Annotated in this window: 20 protein-coding genes and 1 pseudogene; 12 read left to right on the top strand and 9 right to left on the bottom strand. The window is 42.3% G+C overall.

Features of this window, described 5'->3' with window-relative positions; translation table 11 throughout:
* Positions 1–23 precede the first annotated feature (23 nt).
* Together RM347_RS14195 and RM347_RS14190 are read left to right on the top strand one after the other, a co-directional pair.
* A complete protein-coding gene (locus tag RM347_RS14195) occupies positions 24–470 on the top strand; it encodes a hypothetical protein (protein ID WP_322717221.1) in 447 nt (148 codons plus the stop codon).
* On the top strand, positions 467–1,105 hold the full coding sequence (locus tag RM347_RS14190) for a GNAT family N-acetyltransferase (RefSeq protein ID WP_322717220.1): 639 nt from the start codon (positions 467–469) through the stop codon (positions 1,103–1,105). Before RM347_RS14195 ends, RM347_RS14190 begins: the two co-directional genes overlap by 4 nt.
* A 16-nt stretch (positions 1,106–1,121) precedes the next feature.
* Here RM347_RS14190 and RM347_RS14185 read toward each other — a convergent pair whose 3' ends face one another.
* The 7 genes from RM347_RS14185 to RM347_RS14155 all read right to left on the bottom strand — a co-directional run bounded on the left by RM347_RS14185 (position 1,122) and on the right by RM347_RS14155 (position 6,538).
* Complete coding sequence (locus RM347_RS14185) at positions 1,122–1,775, bottom strand: HAD family hydrolase (RefSeq protein WP_322717219.1); 654 nt, start codon at positions 1,773–1,775, stop codon at positions 1,122–1,124.
* Between the two features lie 84 nt (positions 1,776–1,859).
* On the bottom strand, positions 1,860–2,453 hold the full coding sequence (locus RM347_RS14180; RefSeq protein ID WP_322717218.1) for a glutathione S-transferase family protein: 594 nt from the start codon (positions 2,451–2,453) through the stop codon (positions 1,860–1,862).
* Positions 2,454–2,622: 169 nt separating this feature from the next.
* Positions 2,623–3,531 carry a hypothetical protein gene (locus RM347_RS14175; protein WP_322717217.1) on the bottom strand — a complete coding sequence of 303 codons (909 nt, stop codon included), beginning with the start codon at positions 3,529–3,531 and terminating at the stop codon, positions 2,623–2,625.
* Between the two features lie 28 nt (positions 3,532–3,559).
* Positions 3,560–3,706 carry a hypothetical protein gene (locus tag RM347_RS14170; protein ID WP_322717216.1) on the bottom strand — a complete coding sequence of 49 codons (147 nt, stop codon included), beginning with the start codon at positions 3,704–3,706 and terminating at the stop codon, positions 3,560–3,562.
* A gap of 221 nt (positions 3,707–3,927) precedes the next feature.
* The gene (locus tag RM347_RS14165; protein WP_322717215.1) at positions 3,928–4,842 is read right to left on the bottom strand and encodes a TauD/TfdA dioxygenase family protein; all 915 of its coding nucleotides are present in this window, start codon (positions 4,840–4,842) and stop codon (positions 3,928–3,930) included.
* 73 nt (positions 4,843–4,915) lie between these two features.
* The gene (locus tag RM347_RS14160; protein ID WP_322717214.1) at positions 4,916–5,782 is read right to left on the bottom strand and encodes a CmcJ/NvfI family oxidoreductase; all 867 of its coding nucleotides are present in this window, start codon (positions 5,780–5,782) and stop codon (positions 4,916–4,918) included.
* A gap of 84 nt (positions 5,783–5,866) precedes the next feature.
* Positions 5,867–6,538, bottom strand: a complete 672-nt coding sequence (locus RM347_RS14155; protein WP_322717213.1) for a glutathione S-transferase family protein — start codon at positions 6,536–6,538, stop codon at positions 5,867–5,869.
* Between the two features lie 268 nt (positions 6,539–6,806).
* On the opposite strand from RM347_RS14155, the gene RM347_RS14150 reads away from it, so the two are divergent.
* From RM347_RS14150 to RM347_RS14140, 3 genes are read left to right on the top strand one after another with little or no spacing between them, the layout of a single operon-like run.
* Complete coding sequence (locus RM347_RS14150) at positions 6,807–7,556, top strand: maleate cis-trans isomerase family protein (protein ID WP_322717212.1); 750 nt, start codon at positions 6,807–6,809, stop codon at positions 7,554–7,556.
* 44 nt (positions 7,557–7,600) lie between these two features.
* A complete protein-coding gene (locus RM347_RS14145) occupies positions 7,601–8,449 on the top strand; it encodes a class I SAM-dependent methyltransferase (protein ID WP_322717211.1) in 849 nt (282 codons plus the stop codon).
* A 58-nt stretch (positions 8,450–8,507) separates the two neighbouring features.
* Entirely contained in the window at positions 8,508–9,140 is a 633-nt protein-coding gene (locus tag RM347_RS14140; RefSeq protein WP_322717210.1) for an HAD-IA family hydrolase, read from the top strand.
* A 121-nt stretch (positions 9,141–9,261) separates the two neighbouring features.
* On the opposite strand, the pseudogene RM347_RS14135 reads toward RM347_RS14140, so the two are convergent.
* Positions 9,262–9,390, bottom strand: a pseudogene (locus RM347_RS14135) (4Fe-4S ferredoxin); the annotation flags it as partial.
* Positions 9,391–9,456: 66 nt separating this feature from the next.
* Positions 9,457–10,512: an LLM class flavin-dependent oxidoreductase gene (locus tag RM347_RS14130; RefSeq protein WP_322717209.1), complete on the bottom strand. Its 1,056-nt coding sequence runs from the start codon at positions 10,510–10,512 to the stop codon at positions 9,457–9,459.
* A 239-nt stretch (positions 10,513–10,751) separates the two neighbouring features.
* Here RM347_RS14130 and RM347_RS14125 point away from each other — a divergent pair, with 239 nt between their 5' ends.
* The 7 genes from RM347_RS14125 to RM347_RS14095 all read left to right on the top strand — a co-directional run bounded on the left by RM347_RS14125 (position 10,752) and on the right by RM347_RS14095 (position 18,706).
* Entirely contained in the window at positions 10,752–12,011 is a 1,260-nt protein-coding gene (locus RM347_RS14125) for an MFS transporter (protein ID WP_322717208.1), read from the top strand.
* A 434-nt stretch (positions 12,012–12,445) separates the two neighbouring features.
* Positions 12,446–13,534 carry an LLM class flavin-dependent oxidoreductase gene (locus RM347_RS14120; RefSeq protein ID WP_322717207.1) on the top strand — a complete coding sequence of 363 codons (1,089 nt, stop codon included), beginning with the start codon at positions 12,446–12,448 and terminating at the stop codon, positions 13,532–13,534.
* 64 nt (positions 13,535–13,598) lie between these two features.
* Positions 13,599–14,414, top strand: coding sequence for a hypothetical protein (locus tag RM347_RS14115; protein ID WP_322717206.1), 816 nt, complete (start codon positions 13,599–13,601; stop codon positions 14,412–14,414).
* Positions 14,415–14,829: 415 nt separating this feature from the next.
* A complete protein-coding gene (locus RM347_RS14110) occupies positions 14,830–15,912 on the top strand; it encodes an aliphatic sulfonate ABC transporter substrate-binding protein (RefSeq protein WP_322717205.1) in 1,083 nt (360 codons plus the stop codon).
* Between the two features lie 136 nt (positions 15,913–16,048).
* Positions 16,049–16,201, top strand: a complete 153-nt coding sequence (locus RM347_RS14105) for a hypothetical protein (protein WP_322717204.1) — start codon at positions 16,049–16,051, stop codon at positions 16,199–16,201.
* An 18-nt stretch (positions 16,202–16,219) separates the two neighbouring features.
* Positions 16,220–17,557: an LLM class flavin-dependent oxidoreductase gene (locus RM347_RS14100; protein ID WP_322717203.1), complete on the top strand. Its 1,338-nt coding sequence runs from the start codon at positions 16,220–16,222 to the stop codon at positions 17,555–17,557.
* 114 nt (positions 17,558–17,671) lie between these two features.
* Positions 17,672–18,706 (top strand): sulfonate ABC transporter substrate-binding protein, encoded by a 1,035-nt coding sequence (locus RM347_RS14095; protein ID WP_322717202.1) that lies wholly within the window; start codon positions 17,672–17,674, stop codon positions 18,704–18,706.
* Positions 18,707–18,749: the final 43 nt, after the last annotated feature.

Genomic DNA, 18,749 nt, shown 5'->3' with positions numbered 1-18,749 from the left:
TTCCCTGGAAGCAAGCTATATTAATGACTCAAAAAGTAGAATTATCTCGATTTGTCCTAGCTTTCGTGGCTGGATTTATTGCAGTACTGGTATTTCATCAAGGCTTGCTGGCGCTGCTTCATGCAATTAATTTTGCGCCCCGTCCGGCCTATCAAACTACACCCACACCGCCCTTTGGTATACCGCAATTTCTATCAGGTGCGTTCTGGGGAGGAATTTGGGGTTTAATTTGGGCTACTGTGACACTGCGCTGGCAAGTGAATAGAAATTATTGGTTAGCATCGCTGCTTTTTGGCGCTGTTGCACCCACATTGGTTGCTTGGTTTATTGTTGCGCCATTGAAAGGTTTACCCATTGCCGGAGGTTGGAAACCAGCAATTATGATTACAGGTTTACTAGTCAATGGTGCTTGGGGAGTAGGAACCGCTTTATTGTTCAGTTGGTTTGGGAGAAAGCAAGTATTGCAGTGAAAGCAGTAATTAGACTAGTCAATGAAAACGATGTTCTACAAATGCTGGCAATTTATGCGCCAATTGTGTGGGAAACTGCAATTTCCTTTGAAGTAGAACCACCCAGTGAAACAGAGTTTCAACAGCGGATCAAGAGCTATCAACAGCAGATGCCTTGGCTTGTTTGCGAAATTAATCAAGAGGTTGTAGGCTATGCCTATGCTAGCCCTTACCGTACCCGTGCTGCTTATCAATGGTCTGTGGAATCATCTGTGTACGTCAGTGCTAATTATCGCAGAAAAGGAATTGCTAAAGCCTTGTATACTTCTCTGTTTAAATTGCTGCGACTGCAAGGATTTTATAACGTTGTTGCTGCGATCGCTTTACCCAATCAACCAAGCGTGGCTGTACATAAGTCTGTTGGTTTTTCACCTATAGGTGTCTTGCGTCGAGTTGGGTATAAATTTCGACAGTGGCATGATATAGGTTTGTGGCAATTATCTTTACAACCAGAGTCATCTTTCTTGACTGATGGCGACATTAACACACAATCTATAAATCCACCTATTTCTCTGGCAGAAATCCAGAAATCACCTTTTTGGAATGAAGCTTTAAGGAGTGGGTTTTTGCTAATTCGAAGTGATTTTCCTAATTAAGATTTAAGTCACTTTACTAACCATGAGCAAGCAATTTGGGAATTTCATCTGGAGTATGGGCAATTAAATCAGCACCGTGAGCCTTTAACTCTTCCTCTGTTCCGTAGCCGTAGGTGACACCAATTGCAGTAAGATGATTGTGCTTGGCTCCGATTATGTCGTGCGAGCGATCGCCTACCATAACCACATGAGAAGGTGAAAGCTTTTCTGTAACTAAGATGTGATAAATCAAGTCAGCTTTTAGACTCCGCGTGCCGTCCAGTTCACTCCCATAAACCCCATTGAAAAGCGACGACAAGCCAAAATGTTCAATGAGCTGTGTAGCATAAATATGTGGTTTAGAAGTCGCAACAAAAGTTTTATAACCAGCAAAACGAATAGCGTTTAAGGTTTCTGAAATCTGCGGATAAAGGGAGTTTTCAAATAATCCTATCGTGGCAAAGCGACTGCGATAAAGTGAAATGGCTTGTTCTAAAACTGCGTCATCTGAAGTTTTCAGTAGCAGCGAAAAACTGTCTTTGATTGGAGGGCCAATACACCAATGTAATTCATCAGCATCGGGTGGTCTATAACCGAGTTCAGATAAAGCAAACTGAATGCAGCGAGTAATACCAGGTTTGGGATCTGTCAAAGTCCCATCTAAATCAAACAGAATAGCGGAGGCAGACATAATTGGTAATTCGTAATTCGTAATTATTATTCCAAGAGCAAATAACTCGTAATTGAAATCTTAACTACAAATTACTAATTATCTTTAGGAATCTGGTTTTGTCGCTTGCAAGGAAGGTTGCCCAGAAAATTCATTATACCATTGTGCAAGTTTGGGGTAGCTTAGTCGCCATTGCAGTTCAGGCAGACGGCTCTCTAGCCCCAGCGCTGATGCGAGGGTGATATGAGCAAGCTTAGGAGTTTGGTCGAATTTATCAGAAATCTTCTCAAAGTAGTCCAAGATTCTTAAAGCACGCAATCGCTCTAACTCGATTATTCGTGATGATTGCTCACTTGAAGAACGCCATAACTCCCGTACCCAGACAGCAATACCATCTATAAACCCACTAGCTATACCTTCAAGTTGCTGTAAAAAGCCATCAGAAATATCAGCAACTAATTTGATTTCGGGATTTAATTGATTTAAATAAACGCATATTATGCGTGTTTCACTCAAAATAAATCCGTCATCAGTTGCTAGTGTTGGAACTTTACCTGTAGGGTTGTAATTCAGTAGCTCGCTGTTCGGATCTCGTACAGTGACTTTTTGCATTTCGATGCGATCGCTAAGATTCAGTTCTAGCGTTGCTACCCGTGCAATGCGTGCATACGGTGAGTTAGGTGTATAGAAGAGCTTCATAAAAAAGTGCGATGTCATTAGATATTGGGTTCAAATGTTTATCGTTTTAACATTTGAAAAAATCTGGTAAATAAATTAGAAAATATTTGAAAGATATTTCAGTATAATTTACTAGTTTGTCAAGTTTAAATGGATGGATAAATAAGTCCTTACTACAAACTTTTCATTACTAGCTTGACAAAGTGCTACTTTGAGTTTGTGTCCAAGCTGAATCAGCATTACCCCATTGGCTCAACTCGGTTAGGAGTTCGTTTCGTCGCTCCCGTGATGTAAATGCTACCTTAATGGCATTACGAGTTATGCCAAGCAATTCAGCAGCAGAAAAACCGAGGGCATGGGCTACTGTATACTCTCGCCCAATGGTAGTACAAATTTGGACAGGATCATCTGTGCAAAGGGCGATCGCAATACCAGACTCTACAAGTTGCCGAATCGGATGCTCTGTATAAGAAGCGACGGCTCCTAGAACGACGTTACAACTAAGGGAACACTCAACGGTAACGCCGCTCGTTGCCAGCAGTTCTAACAACTGCGGGTCACGAACAGCCTGTGTTGCGTGACCGATCCGGGTCAGTCCAGGGACGCGCAAAGCAGCTGCAATATTGGCCGTGGAGAATTCGCCCGCGTGTGCGGTAATACCTAGCCCCACCGCAGCAGCCCGCTCTGCGATATGATAGGCAGTTGTCCAATCCGCCTCGGTGTCATACGGTTCGTACAGAAAATCTATACCGCCTAGTCCCTCATCTGCTGCCTGAATACAAGCTTGTAAAAGTAGCTCAAGGCGATCGCGATCAAACCGTCCTAGTAGGAAAGTGAAAATTGCTTCGGCGCAGATTTGCGGATATCTCGTTTGAACACGACGCTCGGCTTCTCGAAACAATCCCATAAAGTCTGGTCTTAGTACCGCTTCGTTACCAAAACGGACTTCTACCAAAATGGCTCCGTCTGCTGCCGCTTCGTCCAGCAAATCCTCAATCCGTGCGATGAAGTTTTCTGGTTCGGCATCGACATCTCGCGCTACTGGGAAAATGCTAGCCAGGTATCGGAGGCGCTGCATTCCAGGCGGTGTTTCAGCCATCAGTCGCTCTGCCAAGTGCCGCCAATTATTAAGATGTCCGCCCCTCGCGCCTTGCCAACACCCGGTCAAGGCGCTGCGACCACTCCTGATGGATGTGTAAGTCTGCCTTGGGAAGTGCAGCAATAACTGGATTCGGCTCTATTTCAGCAAGCGGCATAATGAATGCAGTCTCCATTTAACCACCCAGTCTTAATTGTATCTTTGTGATACTCATTCTCTTGTCATTACGCTTGACTAAAGTATCCACTATTGTTTCCAAAATAGTGGCACGTGTATCACCCATGTATAGCTTCCCTGCTCAAGTATGGAACTTGCAGTTTACTACCAATGAAAATTTTGAATCTTCTACTTCATAGAGATTGTCTACCTGGTATTTTATTTTTACGCGAGTTTCTATTACGCAGTCACTGCCTCACGTCGGTTATATGCAGAAGAATCTCCCTTAATAGCCTCACTCTGCTTACCATCAATACCAACAGGAATATCACCCACAAGTGTGACTCGCTGAACGTGGCGAGGTTGATTACCGTAGTCTGCGATCGCATAATGTTGAGTAGCGCGATTATCCCAGAAAGCCACATCGCCTACTTTCCAACGCCACCGGACTGTGTTCTCAGGACGTGTGACATAAGCTTGGAACAATTTCACGATTTCATCCGATTCATTCTGTGATAAACCACGCAGACGGCGCACGAACCCACCAATAAATAACCCACGTTCACCGGATTCAGGATGGACGCGGACAACAGGATGCAGGGTTTCGTATAAAGTCGAGGAGAAAACAGCCCGATACTCTAAGACTTCTTTTGGTAAGTCAATTGTAGCTGCTGCATAATCGTAGGCATTGCTGTGTACTGCCCAGAGTTGGTCAGCAAGATTACGTAGGTGAGTTGGTAAATCTTCGTAGGCAGTCACAGAGTTTGCCCAAATCGTATCACCTCCTGATGGTGGGATGACAAGCGCCCGTAAAATTGAACCAAGGGGAGGACGATCTACAAATGTGACATCGGTGTGCCAGGTATTGGCGCGGCTCACAGTCTTGCCGTAATTCAGGTCAAGAACTTCTGGGTTTTCTGGCAATGAAGGAACGGTGGGATGAGCTGTGGTGACTTCTCCAAAGCGCCGGGCGAAGGCTACTTGTCCTTGAGCGTCAAGGTTCTGATCTCGGAAGAAGATGACTTTGTGTTTAACTAAAGCTTTACGGATATCGCTGATGATTTCATTGCTGAGGTTACTGCTCAAGTCAACACCAATGATTTTTGCACCGATACGTCCGGCGATTGGTTTGATGTCAAAGTGTTGGGAAGTCATAATATTTGTGTCTCCAAGAGTTAATTAATTTATTTCACGCAGAGAGTAGGAGTTCGAGACAAGTTTTTGCTATCTATGCGGGGTAAAAGACTAATGTTCGGAGTTCGATGCTTTCTCGTGGGGGAGCGTTGGCTGGGCTGGTGGGGTCTTCAAAGGCTGTATGGGCGGCAAAACGGGCGTGTCCGTCTTCTGCGGAGTCGAAACACTTGATAAATAATGCTTCGTCTCTGTGCATTTGCGGGAAGTAGAACCATTTATGTTTCGAGCTATACGTGACCCCGTATGTTTCACCGACCCGATCGCGGTACACTAAATCACCAGCGACAAGGTCTGTTATTGCAATGCTTTGCGCGTCACACACTGCTAATGGTGACTCTTGAATTGGTTGTGCGATCGCTCGCCAAACATTGATGATGGCAAATCGTTGTTTTAGTAGTGCATCAATGTCATCTATCCCCCGCGCTGCTAGTTCCAAATGGGCGCGAGTATAGCCTGATTTGGCGGTGAAGTCGTTGTGTACACGCTTGGCAGGTTCTTTAATATTATTCTCACCTGGCTTGGAGTTACCAGCGTTACGAAGGGTGTGATCGAATATCACTACCTTCGTTGCACCTGTCACCTCTTTTAACAATTGCTCGGCTTCTGGATAGTAGACGCGGTGTACTTCGTCTTCATCGTAAAAGTTGCGGACATTAGTATTATGTTCAGTAAAAGCGAATCCTTCTCTATCTAACGAGATGTTCTCTGAGATAAAACGAGCATTGTAAATTGGCAGTTTGTGCGTCTGATAAGTTGCGTTCGTGCGGGGAATCCCTGGTGGTGGTTCATAAGTATAGTTAACAGGTTTTTCTGCCATTGGAATCAGGTAACTGAGGTTAGCTTCTACGGATGGCAGATCCTGGGAAATCGGTCTGTCTAGAACTTGGTTATTTAAGCTCATAGGTCATCCCATTTTGAATTTTGGTTAATTTTTGGTCAATACTCAACAGTTAAGGATTCACTCCCATCACCACGCCCCTGTGTCCTATTTTTGTGCTGCACCAACGGGAACAGGTTCACCGAGAACTTTGGCGAATCTTTGCAAATAGAAGTCCACAGGATTTTCTACCGCTTGAATTGAGGAGCGATCGCGTACCAGATTCCACCATGTCTGCAAACGAGGTGTTTCTGCTGGTAGTGTGAATTTGCGGAAGTGTTCTAAGAGTGGTAAACGTTCAAACCAGGGATAGAAGCTGATATCAACAAGGCTAAACTGATCTCCTAATAAGTAATCACCTTTGCCTAATCCTTCTTGTTCGATATATAGAAGTGCTTCTATGAACTCTTTTCGTCCTTGTTCCTGTTCTTGGCTATCTTTACCGCGCAGAAATTTGTTAAAAGCTGGGACAAACCGAGTATTGGCGTAGTCTATCCAAATCCGAGCGATCGCTTTATTTGCGGGATCGCGGGGTAACAAAGGTGGCTCCGGGAAGACTTCATCTAGATATTCATTGATAATAGCGGACTCGTAAATTTCAACATCCCCATGTTTGATAGCTGGGACTTTGCCATAGTGGGAAATCTGTGTGTACCCATCTGGTTTGTTTTGTAAGTCAATTTCTATTGGGGTAAAGTCAATGCCTTTTTCCAGTAAAACTACACGAGTCCGTTGAGAGAAGGTAGAGGCTTTGGCGAAGTACAGTTGTATGTTGCTCATGAAATCTTTTCCTTGTAATCATCGTGGATGCAGACTATTTGAGATTGCACAACTCCAACTAAAGCAATAAGACAGAGATGTGTTGATTAGTGCAGTTAAATAATTGACTGGTAGGTATCTACGTCAGTTAAATGATATATTACAGTTTATCGGTCGACTTAGCGTACTTTAAATATTGTACAGTCTTTATGAGAATATGTATACCTAATTATTAGTGTAACTAAATAAATATCTAGACGTAATCAGGCTGATCAAAAAGAGGTATTATATGTACTCGAAAGCTGACTCTAATAGGCAGATCCGTCTCGGCTTGCTAGTACCCGCAGGTAATACCACGTTTGAGCCTGACTTTCACTCAGCTTTTTCCAGACAAGTCAGTATTCATAGCCATCGCGTGATTGCTCAACGCTCACACGCCTATGAGAGCTATGAATCAATGGATGACATCAATGAAGAAGCTGTTAAGGAAGTAGAAAAATTAGCTAGAGCCGGGGTACATTTTGGGGCATACGGCTTCACCACAGCAACATTTTACCGAGGGCGAGTTTTTGCCGAACAATTAGAGCAACGTTTGACGCAGGCGCTAGGAGTACCTGTTGTTGTGCCTGCTCTGGCTCTATTAGAAGCCTTGGCATATCTAAAGATTAAGAAAATTTCTGTAGTCACTCCTTATCCAGAATGGAACAACCAAACGCTAAAAACATTTTTGAGTGAAGTGCCTTTTGAAATAGTGGGGTTTAAAGGTGATGAACGCTCAACAGAAGTAGCAAAAAAGAATTACCTTTGGCATCAGTTACCCAATGAAGCCGCAACTTTTATCAAAGAGGTATCTCACAAAGGTGCAGATGCTATTGTGTTGCCCTGTACAGCATGGAGAACATTTGAGGTGATTGAGGAATTAGAAGCAGATTTAAAGATTCCTGTAGTTACAGCAAATCAAGCCACAATATGGAGTTTAGCAAGGCGTGCTTCTATTGAATCTGCACTTCGTCCGAGAGGAAAACTATTTGCTATTTAGTCATAGAGGTTTTCATAGATTAAATCTTAAAAAGAGGAAATTTTATGTCAGACAAGTCTAATTTACAAAACCTGCTTTTAGATGAAGTACTAGCTCATTATGAGCGTGGTTTGGAGGCTGAACGCTTATCAAAGCGTACAAATCCGATTGAACTAGTTCGCACCCAAGAGCTTCTTAGCCGCTACTTACCTCCTCCTCCCGCAGTGATTTTCGATGTTGGCGGCGGCTCAGGCATCTATGCTTGTTGGCTGGCCCAGCTAGGGTATGAAGTTCATCTTATTGATCCAGTTCCCTTGCACGTAGAGCAAGCCCGTTCTGCTTCTCAGGTTCAGCCAGATTATCCACTTGCAAGTGCAGAGGTTGGAGATGCTCGTCAGTTAAATCAAGCAAACAACAGTGTTGATGCTGTTCTTTTATTTGGGCCACTGTATCACTTGATCGAACGTAGCGATCGCCTCGCAGCGTTACACGAGGCCAATCGTGTTTTAAAAAGTGGAGGTCTTGTCTTTGCCGTTGCTTGTTCTCGCTTTGCTTCGCTCTTAGACGGTTTATTTCGGGGATGGCTAGACGATCCAGAGTTTGTGGAAATTGTTCATCGGGACTTGCTTGAAGGGCAGCATCGTAATCCAAGTAACCATCCTGCTTACTTTACAACAGCCTTCTTTCATCATCCTGATGAACTAAAAGCAGAGGTAGAAGAAGCAGGGTTATCTTGTGAAAAGCTGTTAGCCATAGAAGGCCCAGGCAAATTACTACAAAATTTTGAGGAACATTGGAGTGAACAAAGTCGCCGTCAAAGACTCCTACAAGCTATTCGCTGGCTAGAGACTGAACCTTCTACACTAGGTGTGAGCGCTCACATTATGGCTATTGCTAAAAAGGTGGCAGTCTGACAGCAAGATGCACATTAACCTTATCAAACCTTAGTTAATTAAGAAAAATAAATATTAAGTGCAAACAGAACTGGTTATTTTCGACTGTGATGGAGTGTTGGTAGACAGCGAGACATTGGGTAATCGTATTCTTGTTGAATTTGTCGCCGAGTTTGGCCTGATATTGAAACTTGAAGAAGCCATTTTGTTATTTAAAGGTTGCAAAATGGCTGATTGTCTTGCTGTCATTGAGCAAAAACTGGGGAGAAAGATGCCACAAGATTTTGTGACTCAACTTCGTGCCCGTACTGCCACAGCATTCGAGCGTGAACTGCTTCCTGTACAAGGAATAGAGGCGGCTTTAGACAAAATTAATTTACCTATTTGTGTTGCTTCCAGTGGCCCAATTGAAAAAATTAAGTTAGCACTGCGTGTGACTAATTTGTTGCCACGATTTGAAGGGCGTATTTTTAGCTCCTATGAAATTGGTAGTTGGAAACCTGCACCTGATTTATTTTTATATGCAGCTAAAAATTTGGGAGTTAATGCTCCATTTTGTACTGTTGTAGAAGATAGTATCTTGGGTGTACGTGCAGGTATTGCTGCTGGCATGAAAGTTTTAGGTTACAGCAGTCAAAGTGAATTTACTCAACTCGAAGAATGTGGAGCGCGTGTTTTTTACTCTATGTATCAACTGCCTGATTTACTTTGATTTATAGTCAGCAGTCTTCATAGATTAAATCAATTTCATCTTACACTGAATATTGCTATAAAGTGGAAGGTTAATTTCAATTCCAATCGCGGATTGGTTTGTCTTTTTTTCTTTCATGCAACAAAGCCTCCGCAGGACAATATGCTTCACACATGAAACAAGTTTGACAGTCCTCCTTACGAGCGATCGCAGGTGGTTGGTTGGGTACGGAGTCAAAAACATTAGACCGAATGGAAGAGAGAAAATAAATTCTTTCCTCCTACCTCCTACCTGGTTGTTGAGCGTAGTCGAAACACTGCCTCCTTTCAATCAACAACTAAGCAACTTTTTGCAAGTGTTGCACGCGAGGCATAACTTCTTGGGCAAAACGTGTCATCTCCCCTAGAAAGGGATTAAATTGCAGCATGAAAGTGTCGATACCTGCATCAACGAAAGCTGCAACGCGAGTTGCAACTGTATCATAGCTGCCAACCAATCCTGCGGCTGTGCCACCATTGCCGCCAACAGCCGGATTTTTAGCGAAGAGTTTAAACATGGCAGCTTCTGGGTCAACTCCTTTAGCAACACTTAACTTATATTGTTCTTCCAACTTTTGCAGTGCCATGAGTCGTTCTAGTTCTGCTTGCGCTTCTTCGTCTGTAGGACGAGAAATTACAAAGGCTGGCAGACCAAAGCGAACTGCTTGGGGTAGGAAACGTGGTCGGTCCAAAACTTGTTTAATTACTTTGCGGACATCTTCAATTGGCTGACCGTTGATGAAGTAAACATCGGCTTGTTGGGCTGCTAAAATTTGTGCTGGGTCTGATGCTCCTCCCAGGTAGATACGAGGATAGGGTTGAGCAACAGAAAAGGGTCGAAGGCTCAAATCTTGGATTTTGAAATATTCACCCTCGAAGTTCACCCTCTCACCGCTCCACAAAGCTCTAACAACCTGCAACCATTCACCAGAATAGCGATAACGTTCATCATGGGGAGGGAAGGGGATATTAGTACGCTCCATTTCTGGGCGAAACCAAGCACTAATTAGGTTTATGGCAAAACGTCCACCACTGATTGCATCAATACCCAAGGCCATCTTTGCTAGAACGGCTGGATGAAATAATAAAGGTTTAATCGCGGCGATAATTTCTATACTTTCCGTAGCTTCAGCCAATGCCGCACAAGCTGTCCAAGTTTCCAACTGTTCTAAATCCAGACTACGAGGATTGGCAAGGTGCTGTGCAACTAAGGTTGTGACATATCCTAAACGTTCTGCTTCTAATACTAGCGATCGCGTGCGTTCATAACTAGCATCAATCGGTTCATCTGGTGTATTGAGAGGGCCAAAGTTACCCCCAACAGGAACCCAAATACCATAGCGTGGTTTTGACATTTTTACCTCCAAATTAAATGGGACCGGGGAGATATACCTTGTTTTTTATCCTCACCTATGCAAATCTCATAATATACTACTATAAATCTATCGATTTACAGTATATTTATTCTAGGTACAAAACATAGATGGCAGAAGCCACAAACTTTATCGAGATTATTACAGTTGTTGAGCCATTACTATTTCATCCCCTGCCTTAGCAAAGATGACCTTCGGTATATTAGAGGTATCTACTCAACATGAGTGTGAACCAGAGTTTGCAATCTTTCAAGTCTAGAAACTACCGTCTATTTTTTGGTGGTCAAAGTTTATCTATGATTGGTAGTTTTATGACAGAAACTACCTATGCATGGCTAGTTTATTCTCAAACAGAATCAGTAGCTTTACTGGGCTTAATTGGTTTTCTAAGCCAGGTTCCTAATCTAATAGTTAGCCCTTTAGCTGGTATTTGGATAGAGCGATTTAATCGACGTAATATTCTAATTACCGCGCAATTTATTATGATGATTCTCTCGTTAACTTTAGCAATTATTGCTTTAACAAGAACAATCAGTATTTGGCAGATAATTTGTGCAAGTGTATTGCAAGGTTTACTCAGTAGCATTGAGACACCTACTCGTTATGCCTTCATGATGGACATAATTGAAAAAAAAGAAGATATTACTAATGCGACGGCTCTCCATTCTTCTTTACTTAGTGGTTCGCGGATTATAGCTCCGGCGATCGCAGGTATTGTAATTACTAATCTTTCTCCCGGCCACTGTTTTTTAATTGATGGTATTAGTTACATTGCTATCATTTCGGCATTGTTAACAATTAAATTCAATCAGCCAATAATATTTCCTCAAGAACATCAAAATAATATCTGGAATAATTTAAAAGAGGGCTTTACATACGCTTATGACTTTTTCCCGATTCGCTCCATCTTATTATTAATAACATTACTCAGTTTTTTGGGAATGCCGTATTTAAGAATTATGCCTGTTTTTGCTATCCAAGTTCTTCAAGGAGATTCCACGACTCTGGGTTTTTTAACGGGAGCATCAGGGCTAGGAGCATTCTGTGGTGGTATTTATTTAAGTTCCCAAACAAATTTAGTTAGGCTTGGTAAAATTATTGCCTTTGCTCCGGCTATATTTGGTACAGCATTAATTACCTTTTCATTGTCGAGAAGCTTTTGGTTTTCTTTAATGATAGTTCCAATAATAGGTTGTAGCTATATTTTAGCGTATTCATCTAGTAATTCTGTTTTACAAATAATATCAGATGATAAAAAAAGAGGTCGGCTCATGGGTATATATAATATGTCAGTTATGGGAATTATTCCATTTGGAAATTTATTTATAAGTGGATTAGCAAGTATATTTAATGCAACAAATGCTTTAATTTTTGGAGGCTTGTCTTGTATTCTTGGTTCAATTATTTTTTACAATATGTTACCAAAAATTGAAAATTTATTGCACCCAATTTATATCAGTAAAGGAATATTGGATGAATAATTTATACTACAGTTTATTGTAAGCAAATGGAGCACATAGATAGGAAAACAACGTTGTTTCCTCACAATCATCTGTACCTCACCCTACGGGTGACGCTCCTGCCTGCGTCGCTAACGCTGCGCTAACAGCATTTTGCTATCGACGGAAAATGCCAAGACAGCAAGTGCTTCACCGCGCTGCTGAACCAAATTGCAATCTGCTGTAATTGACCATCTTTATTTTTGGCTAGATGTTTTTGTCTCATTAGTTTATTAATTATTCTCCTTTCCTCAAGTTCCCTGTCCCCAACCACAGAATCCAGATACCTCCCTTGTTTTTTATCTTCATCTATGCAAGCCTATAGAATATTACGGTAAAACGATTGATTTATAGTAGAATTTAAATCAGGTACAAAAATAAAGTTTTAGTGCTTACTACAAAGGTTCTAGAAAACTATGTCTGAACCACGCTATGGGATTTGGATTCCTGTTTACGGCAACTGCGGTGTGATGAACCATCCTCTTGAACCTCGTGATGCTAGTTACTCACGAGCCAAGAATTTAATCCAGTTGGCCGAAAGGTGCGGGTTTACCACAACTTTAATAGCGCAACATATCATCAATCCCAGGAACCAAGAACTTGACCAGCTAGAAACCTGGACAGCAGCAGCAGCTTTGGCAGAAGCAACAAACTCTATCGAAATTATTGCAGCTGTTAAGCCATTACTGTTTCATCCCGCCGTCTTAGCAAAGATGGCTTTAGGTATTGATGCTATAAGTCATGGACGTTTTTCTATTAACTTAGTAAGTGCCTGGTTTAAGCCAGAAATGGAAAAACCGGGGATAAATTTCCTTACCCACGATGAGCGTTATCGTTATTCAAATGAATGGATTAGGGTCGTAAAAGCTTTGTGGAGTGGAGAAAAAGTCAACTTCTACGGTGAATATTTTCAGATCAATGATTTGAAGCTCAATCCCCCACCCATAGCCAAACCACATCCGCGTGTATATGTAGGCGGAGAATCAGAACAGGCTCAAGAATTAGCTGCAAAAGAAGCGCATACATTTTTCCTCAATGGTCGTCCGATTGAAGTCATCCGCGAAACCATTGCTCAAGTTGCTCAAAAAACTAAGTTTCGCTCTCAAACTCTGGGCTTCGCTATGTCAGCTTTTGTCATTGCTCGACCAACAGACGAAGAAGCGGAAGCGGAATATCAAAACCTCAGAGCAATGGTACTAGCACAAGACGATCGCTCAGAATTACTCAAAGGAGTAGATTCTGAAGTAGTTATGTTCAAAAACATGGCTAAGTACCCTGGTGTGGGGAGCAATGGCGGTACAGCAGCAGGATTAGTTGGTAGCTATGAAACTGTAGCCCATCAGATTGCTGAATTTACCAAAGTAGGAATTGATACTTTCATGCTGCAATTCCAGCCTTTTGCCATAGAAATGGAGCGTTTTGCTGCGGAAATTATACCAAGAGTGCGAGCGTTAAAAGTAGATAGTGAAGCGATTGCCAATTTGAAAATAGGGGCTAGAGGCTAAAAATTTTAGATTTTGGATTTTAGATTAAATTGTTCTCCACTCCCCACTACCCAAAGGAAACTCTATGACAGCAATACTCACTCATCCAGCTTGGACTACTGATTTAGAACTGGAAATTTTTGACAAACTGCTTGAGAAACACGCCCCTCACATTCCGAAAAAGCGATTGCAAGAACCAAGACCGCCGGAAACTGATGAGGAAAGAGAGAATTTTTACCGCTTCCGTGTGGCTGGTGCAGCCCATGACCTGTTTATTGTGCAAGTCTGCGCTAAGATAATTGACTCCTTTGCTGACCCAGAATTACAGCTATTTTTGAGTAGACAAATAGGTGATGATGGCGCACACGCTCAAAATACTCGTTTAAGAGCGCAGGCTATATCGGGACGTGACCCAATTGAGGATATCCAAAAGCAGGTGCAGAAACATTGGGATTATATGGGTGATTTACCCATTCGTAATTGGCAAGGCTTTTTAGCATTTGAGTTGCATTACGAACTTCATATTGTGGCTTTGTTATTCATCAATAGCCGTACCAGCAAAATCAACGACCCAGATTCAGCGAAGTTTGCAGCAGAAAGAATCCTGCCAGATGAAGCAGTCCACCGCCTAGGAGTTGTAGATTGGTGGCAACGTAAATTTGATCGAGCTTCACCCGTAGAGAAAGAGGATTTAATCGCACAAGTCACAGAAGCAGATGAAGAAGGTCAACGCCGACGCAATCCTTACCTTCGGGATCATTGGCAGTTGAGTCAAAAAGCTATTGGTATTGAAATTGATGATTTGCCAGTACTTTATAATGCTTGGCGGCGAGAGGTTCTTTCTTACTTTTTGGATATCCCTATATCTAGACTACCCAAACTTGTGAGTGTGAATGATTGATGATAAAAAACTGCCCTTTGAGCTTTAATTTGAAACAAGCCTCCAAAAAAGAAGCGATTAACCTCTGCGGTTTACCATGTTAACACATTGATTTTTTATACTTTATAAGATTTTAAATGTTACTAATCTCTTGATGATTAGTAACATTTATCATTACTAAATTAACCTCCTAATATTTGATATAAGCTTGTTAGTCATTATTAAATATTTATTGATTCAATATAAAATAAAAAATTATGTATTTTTGTCGTTAATAACACTATATTTTTAATATTTAGCATCTATCATATTTTATATAAAAACAATAACTTTTTTGAAAAAATTAGATATTAAAATTGAGCTATAAATTTGCTTTTTGTAGATATAACCTTGATTTCAAATTTAGACAAAAATGCTTAATAGGCAAAGTAAAAATATGTTCACTGGATTGATAAATCAGTTTTTAGCTGCTATCAAGAAAAGAAGCTTATTTCAGCATCACGATATTAAAACTTTTATTCTATTCTTTGTTATTAGTATAGCTTTCAATTTAGCGATCGCTTCTTGTACTCCTAGTAATTCAGCTAATGCACCTGCACAACAACCCCAAGCACCCAAACTAACAGTACTGAAAATGGGACATCAAAAAGGAATGGCACTGCTGAATATTGTGAAAGCGCAAGGAAGTTTAGAAAAGCGCTTACAACCCTTGGGTATTTCTATTACCTGGAATGAATTTTCCTCTACAGCACCTCTATTGGATGGGATGGGTGCAGGTGCGATCGTTTTTGGTGGCGGTGGCGGTACAGGAAGCGTCTTTGCTCAAGCAGGAGATAAATCATTTGTCAGAGTTGCAGCCGGTACAGGTAGCACTAGAGGTTCAGCTATTTTAGTCCAAGAAAATTCACCGATTAAGACTCTTTCTGATTTGAAAGGTAAGAAGGTTGCTTTTGCAAAAGGTTCTGGTCAGCACTACATTATTGTGCGTGCTTTAGAGAAAGTAGGTTTGAAATTTAGCGATATTAAACCTCTCTACCTGACACCAGCCGAGGCTTTACCAGCGTTTGAACGTGGTGATATTGATGCGTGGTTAATTTGGGATCCTTATACTGCTGAAGCTGAACGTAAACTTCGCACTCGTCTATTAGCAGATAATAGCACTGTATTTGGAGACAAAGCTCCACTAGAAAGCCCAAGCTTTTATTATGCTGCTCCAGATTTTGTGCGCGATCATCCAGATATTCTCAAGACAATTTTACAAGAGTTAGAAAAGGCTGGTGCTTGGTCTAGAGACAACTATCGGGATTCCGCCAAACTCCTTTCTAAGCTGTACAAAATTGATTTAAAAACAATGGAAACTGTAGAAGAACGTGGTGGTCAACGTCAGGTATTACCTGTAACAGATGAAGTTCTGAGTGGATTGCAACGTATGGCAGATACCTTCTATGAACTCAAAATTATTCCTAAAAAAATTGATGTCAAAGATAAAAATTACAACTGGTTTCCTGAGCAGAAGTAGTAGTTTGTAATTCGTAGTTCGTAATTAAGATATGAATTGTTGCTCACGTTTTTGTTGATTAGAGTAGGCGATCGCGTGAAATTTACCAGCCATCCTAACTTTCGCTTCTTTTTAATAGCCTTTACATCATTTTGGCATGGCTAACAAAAATTATGCGGTAGGTTTAGCAACTGTACAATCAAAAGCAAATGATCCTAATATCCAAAAACTAAATCAATTGGTTGTCGATCTCAAATTGAAGGACTATATCAATAACTACTTCAAAGGGACGATTGCACCTGTATTTTAAACTTGATACGGAGGGCTAATGAGCAAATCGAAGCAATTAAAACTGGGTGCGTTTATGCGCCCGGTAAGCATACATACAGGCGCTTGGCGCTATCCTGGGGCTTTGCCTGACGCTAATTTCAACTTCCCAGCGCTGAAACGATTTATCCAGAAATTAGAGCAAGGCAAGTTTGACGCATTCTTCATGGCTGACCACTTAGCGGTGCTGAATATGCCAATCAACGCACTGAAGCGCAGCCATACTGTCACATCCTTTGAACCTTTCACCCTACTTTCTGCCCTCGCCAGTGTCACCGAACATATTGGGCTGGTAGCCACCGCTTCCACGACCTATGACCAGCCTTACCACATCGCTCGTCGCTTCGCGTCTCTCGACCATATTAGTGGCGGTCGCGCTGGCTGGAACATCGTCACCACAGCCAATCCAGACGCAGCACTCAACTTTGGATTAGAAGAAGAGATAGAGCATGATGAACGCTATCGGCGGGCTAGAGAATTTTATGATGTTGTCACGGGTCTTTGGGATTCCTTTGCTGACGATGCGTTTATTCGGGACGTGGAAGCAGGGATTTATTTCGACCCTGCAAAGCTTCACGTTCTGAATCATCAGGGAAAATATCTCTCGGTGCGAGGACCATTGAACATCGCCAGACCTGTCCAAGGCTGGCCGGTAATCGTTCAGGCAGGCGCATCCGAAGCCGGACGGCAATTAGCTGCCGAAACCGCCGAGGCTGTGTTTGCACCTGCTAGTAATCTGGAAGCTGGTAAAGCTTTATTTGCAGACATTAAGGGACGGGCGCGGGCGATCGGACGCGACCCAGACAGTATAAAAATCCTTCCAGGTGCCTTAGCGATCGTGGGGGAAACTGTCGCTGAGGCACAGGTCAAGCGTCTTCATTTGGATAGCCTAGTACATTATGACAGTGGAATTGCTAGCCTCAATAGTGCGCTGGGCTACGATGTTTCGGGTTTTGATCCCGATGGCCCCTTGCCAGAAATCCCACTGACTAACGCTGGTCACTCTTCACGAGAAAGAGTAATAGCCTTAGCGCAACGTGAGAACTTGACTATTCGACAACTGGCTCAACGCGTCGGCAGTTACGGCGGACTAGCTTTTGTGGGCACACCCCAAACCATCGCCGATGAAATGGAGCGATGGCTGTTTGAGGAAGGCTCTGACGGTTTCAACATCATGTTCCCTTTTATTCCTGAAGGGCTGAATGATTTCGTTGACAAAGTTGTGCCAGAACTCCAACGGCGTGGGATTTTCCGCCAAGAGTATGAGGGTAAAACCCTGCGTGAAAATCTCGGACTGGCACGCCCTGCTAATCGCTTCTTCCAGACTAGTTTGGTGTAAGGTGCGATCGCTTCGCTAGCGATCTCGTTTGCAAGATTCCCGACTCCTTAAAGAAGTCGGGGATCTGACCACCGCGTATCGTGTATTTTAAACCTAGAAAATTGGCAATACATCATGGTAGCAATATTTAAAAAACGCAGCTTTCTTATGTTTTTAACGGCGGGAGTATTTACCCTCTCTACAAGCCTTGTTGGTTGTAGCTCAAAAACTACAGAGAAAACTGCTGTTGCCTCTAATAGCATCAATACCAAGACCAAAGTTTTAAAGATGGGCTATCAGTCAGCTGGAGATATAGTCAAGGTTAAAGGAGTTCTAGAAAAGCGTTTAAAGCCACTGGGTATTTCTGTAGAGTGGTCGAAATTTGCCGCCGGGCCGCAACTTCTAGAAGCCATGAATGTAGGAAGTGTGGATTTCGGTTCTGTTGGTGAAACTCCACCTATCTTTGCTCAAGCCTCTGGTGTTCCTTTCGTCTATGTTGCTAGTACTAAACCTGGTACTGGTGAAGCAACTGCTGTTGTAGTAGATAAAGACTCTCCAATCAAGACTGTAGCTGATTTAAAAGGTAAGGGACTAGCTTTTCAAAGAGCCACTGCACAACAATACTTCGTTGTCAAGGTTTTAGAAGAAGCCGGACTAAAACTTAGTGATGTTAAACACATAAACCTTACACCATTAGAAACTCGTGCCGCATTTGAACGTAAGAGTGTTGAAGCGGCAGTGATTGGCGATCCCCATTTGGCTTTATTTCAAAAGACTGGTAGCGTTCGCATTCTCCGCGATGGTAAAAATATTACTACCCAAGGAGGCTACTGGTTAGGTTCGCGCACGTTTGTTAAAGATAACCCTGAGCTAGTCAAAGCCATTTTGGAAGAGATTAACAATATCGGTAAATGGGCTGAAACCAACCCAAAAGAGGTTGCCGAACTAATTTCACCCGAAGCAAAAATTGATGTTCCCACATTGGAATTAGTTTCAAAGCGGCGGCGTTACACTCTAAGACCCCTTAGTGAAGACGTTTTATCAGGACAGCAGACGATTGCTGACTTGTTCTATGAGCAGAAATTTATCACAAAGAAAATCAACGTTAGGGATGCGACTCTCTCTGCTGAACAGTATGCTGCTTTTACTCCAACAGATGTCAAGCCTTAAGCAACAATAGCCCTACCACTCACCAACATAGATTTTTCATAAG

The organism is Nostoc sp. ChiQUE02 (assembly GCF_034531305.2).
GTDB lineage: Bacteria > Cyanobacteriota > Cyanobacteriia > Cyanobacteriales > Nostocaceae > Nostoc.
Note: the sequence above shows the minus strand (reverse complement) of the source record. Positions and strands in the feature narration are given on the sequence as shown.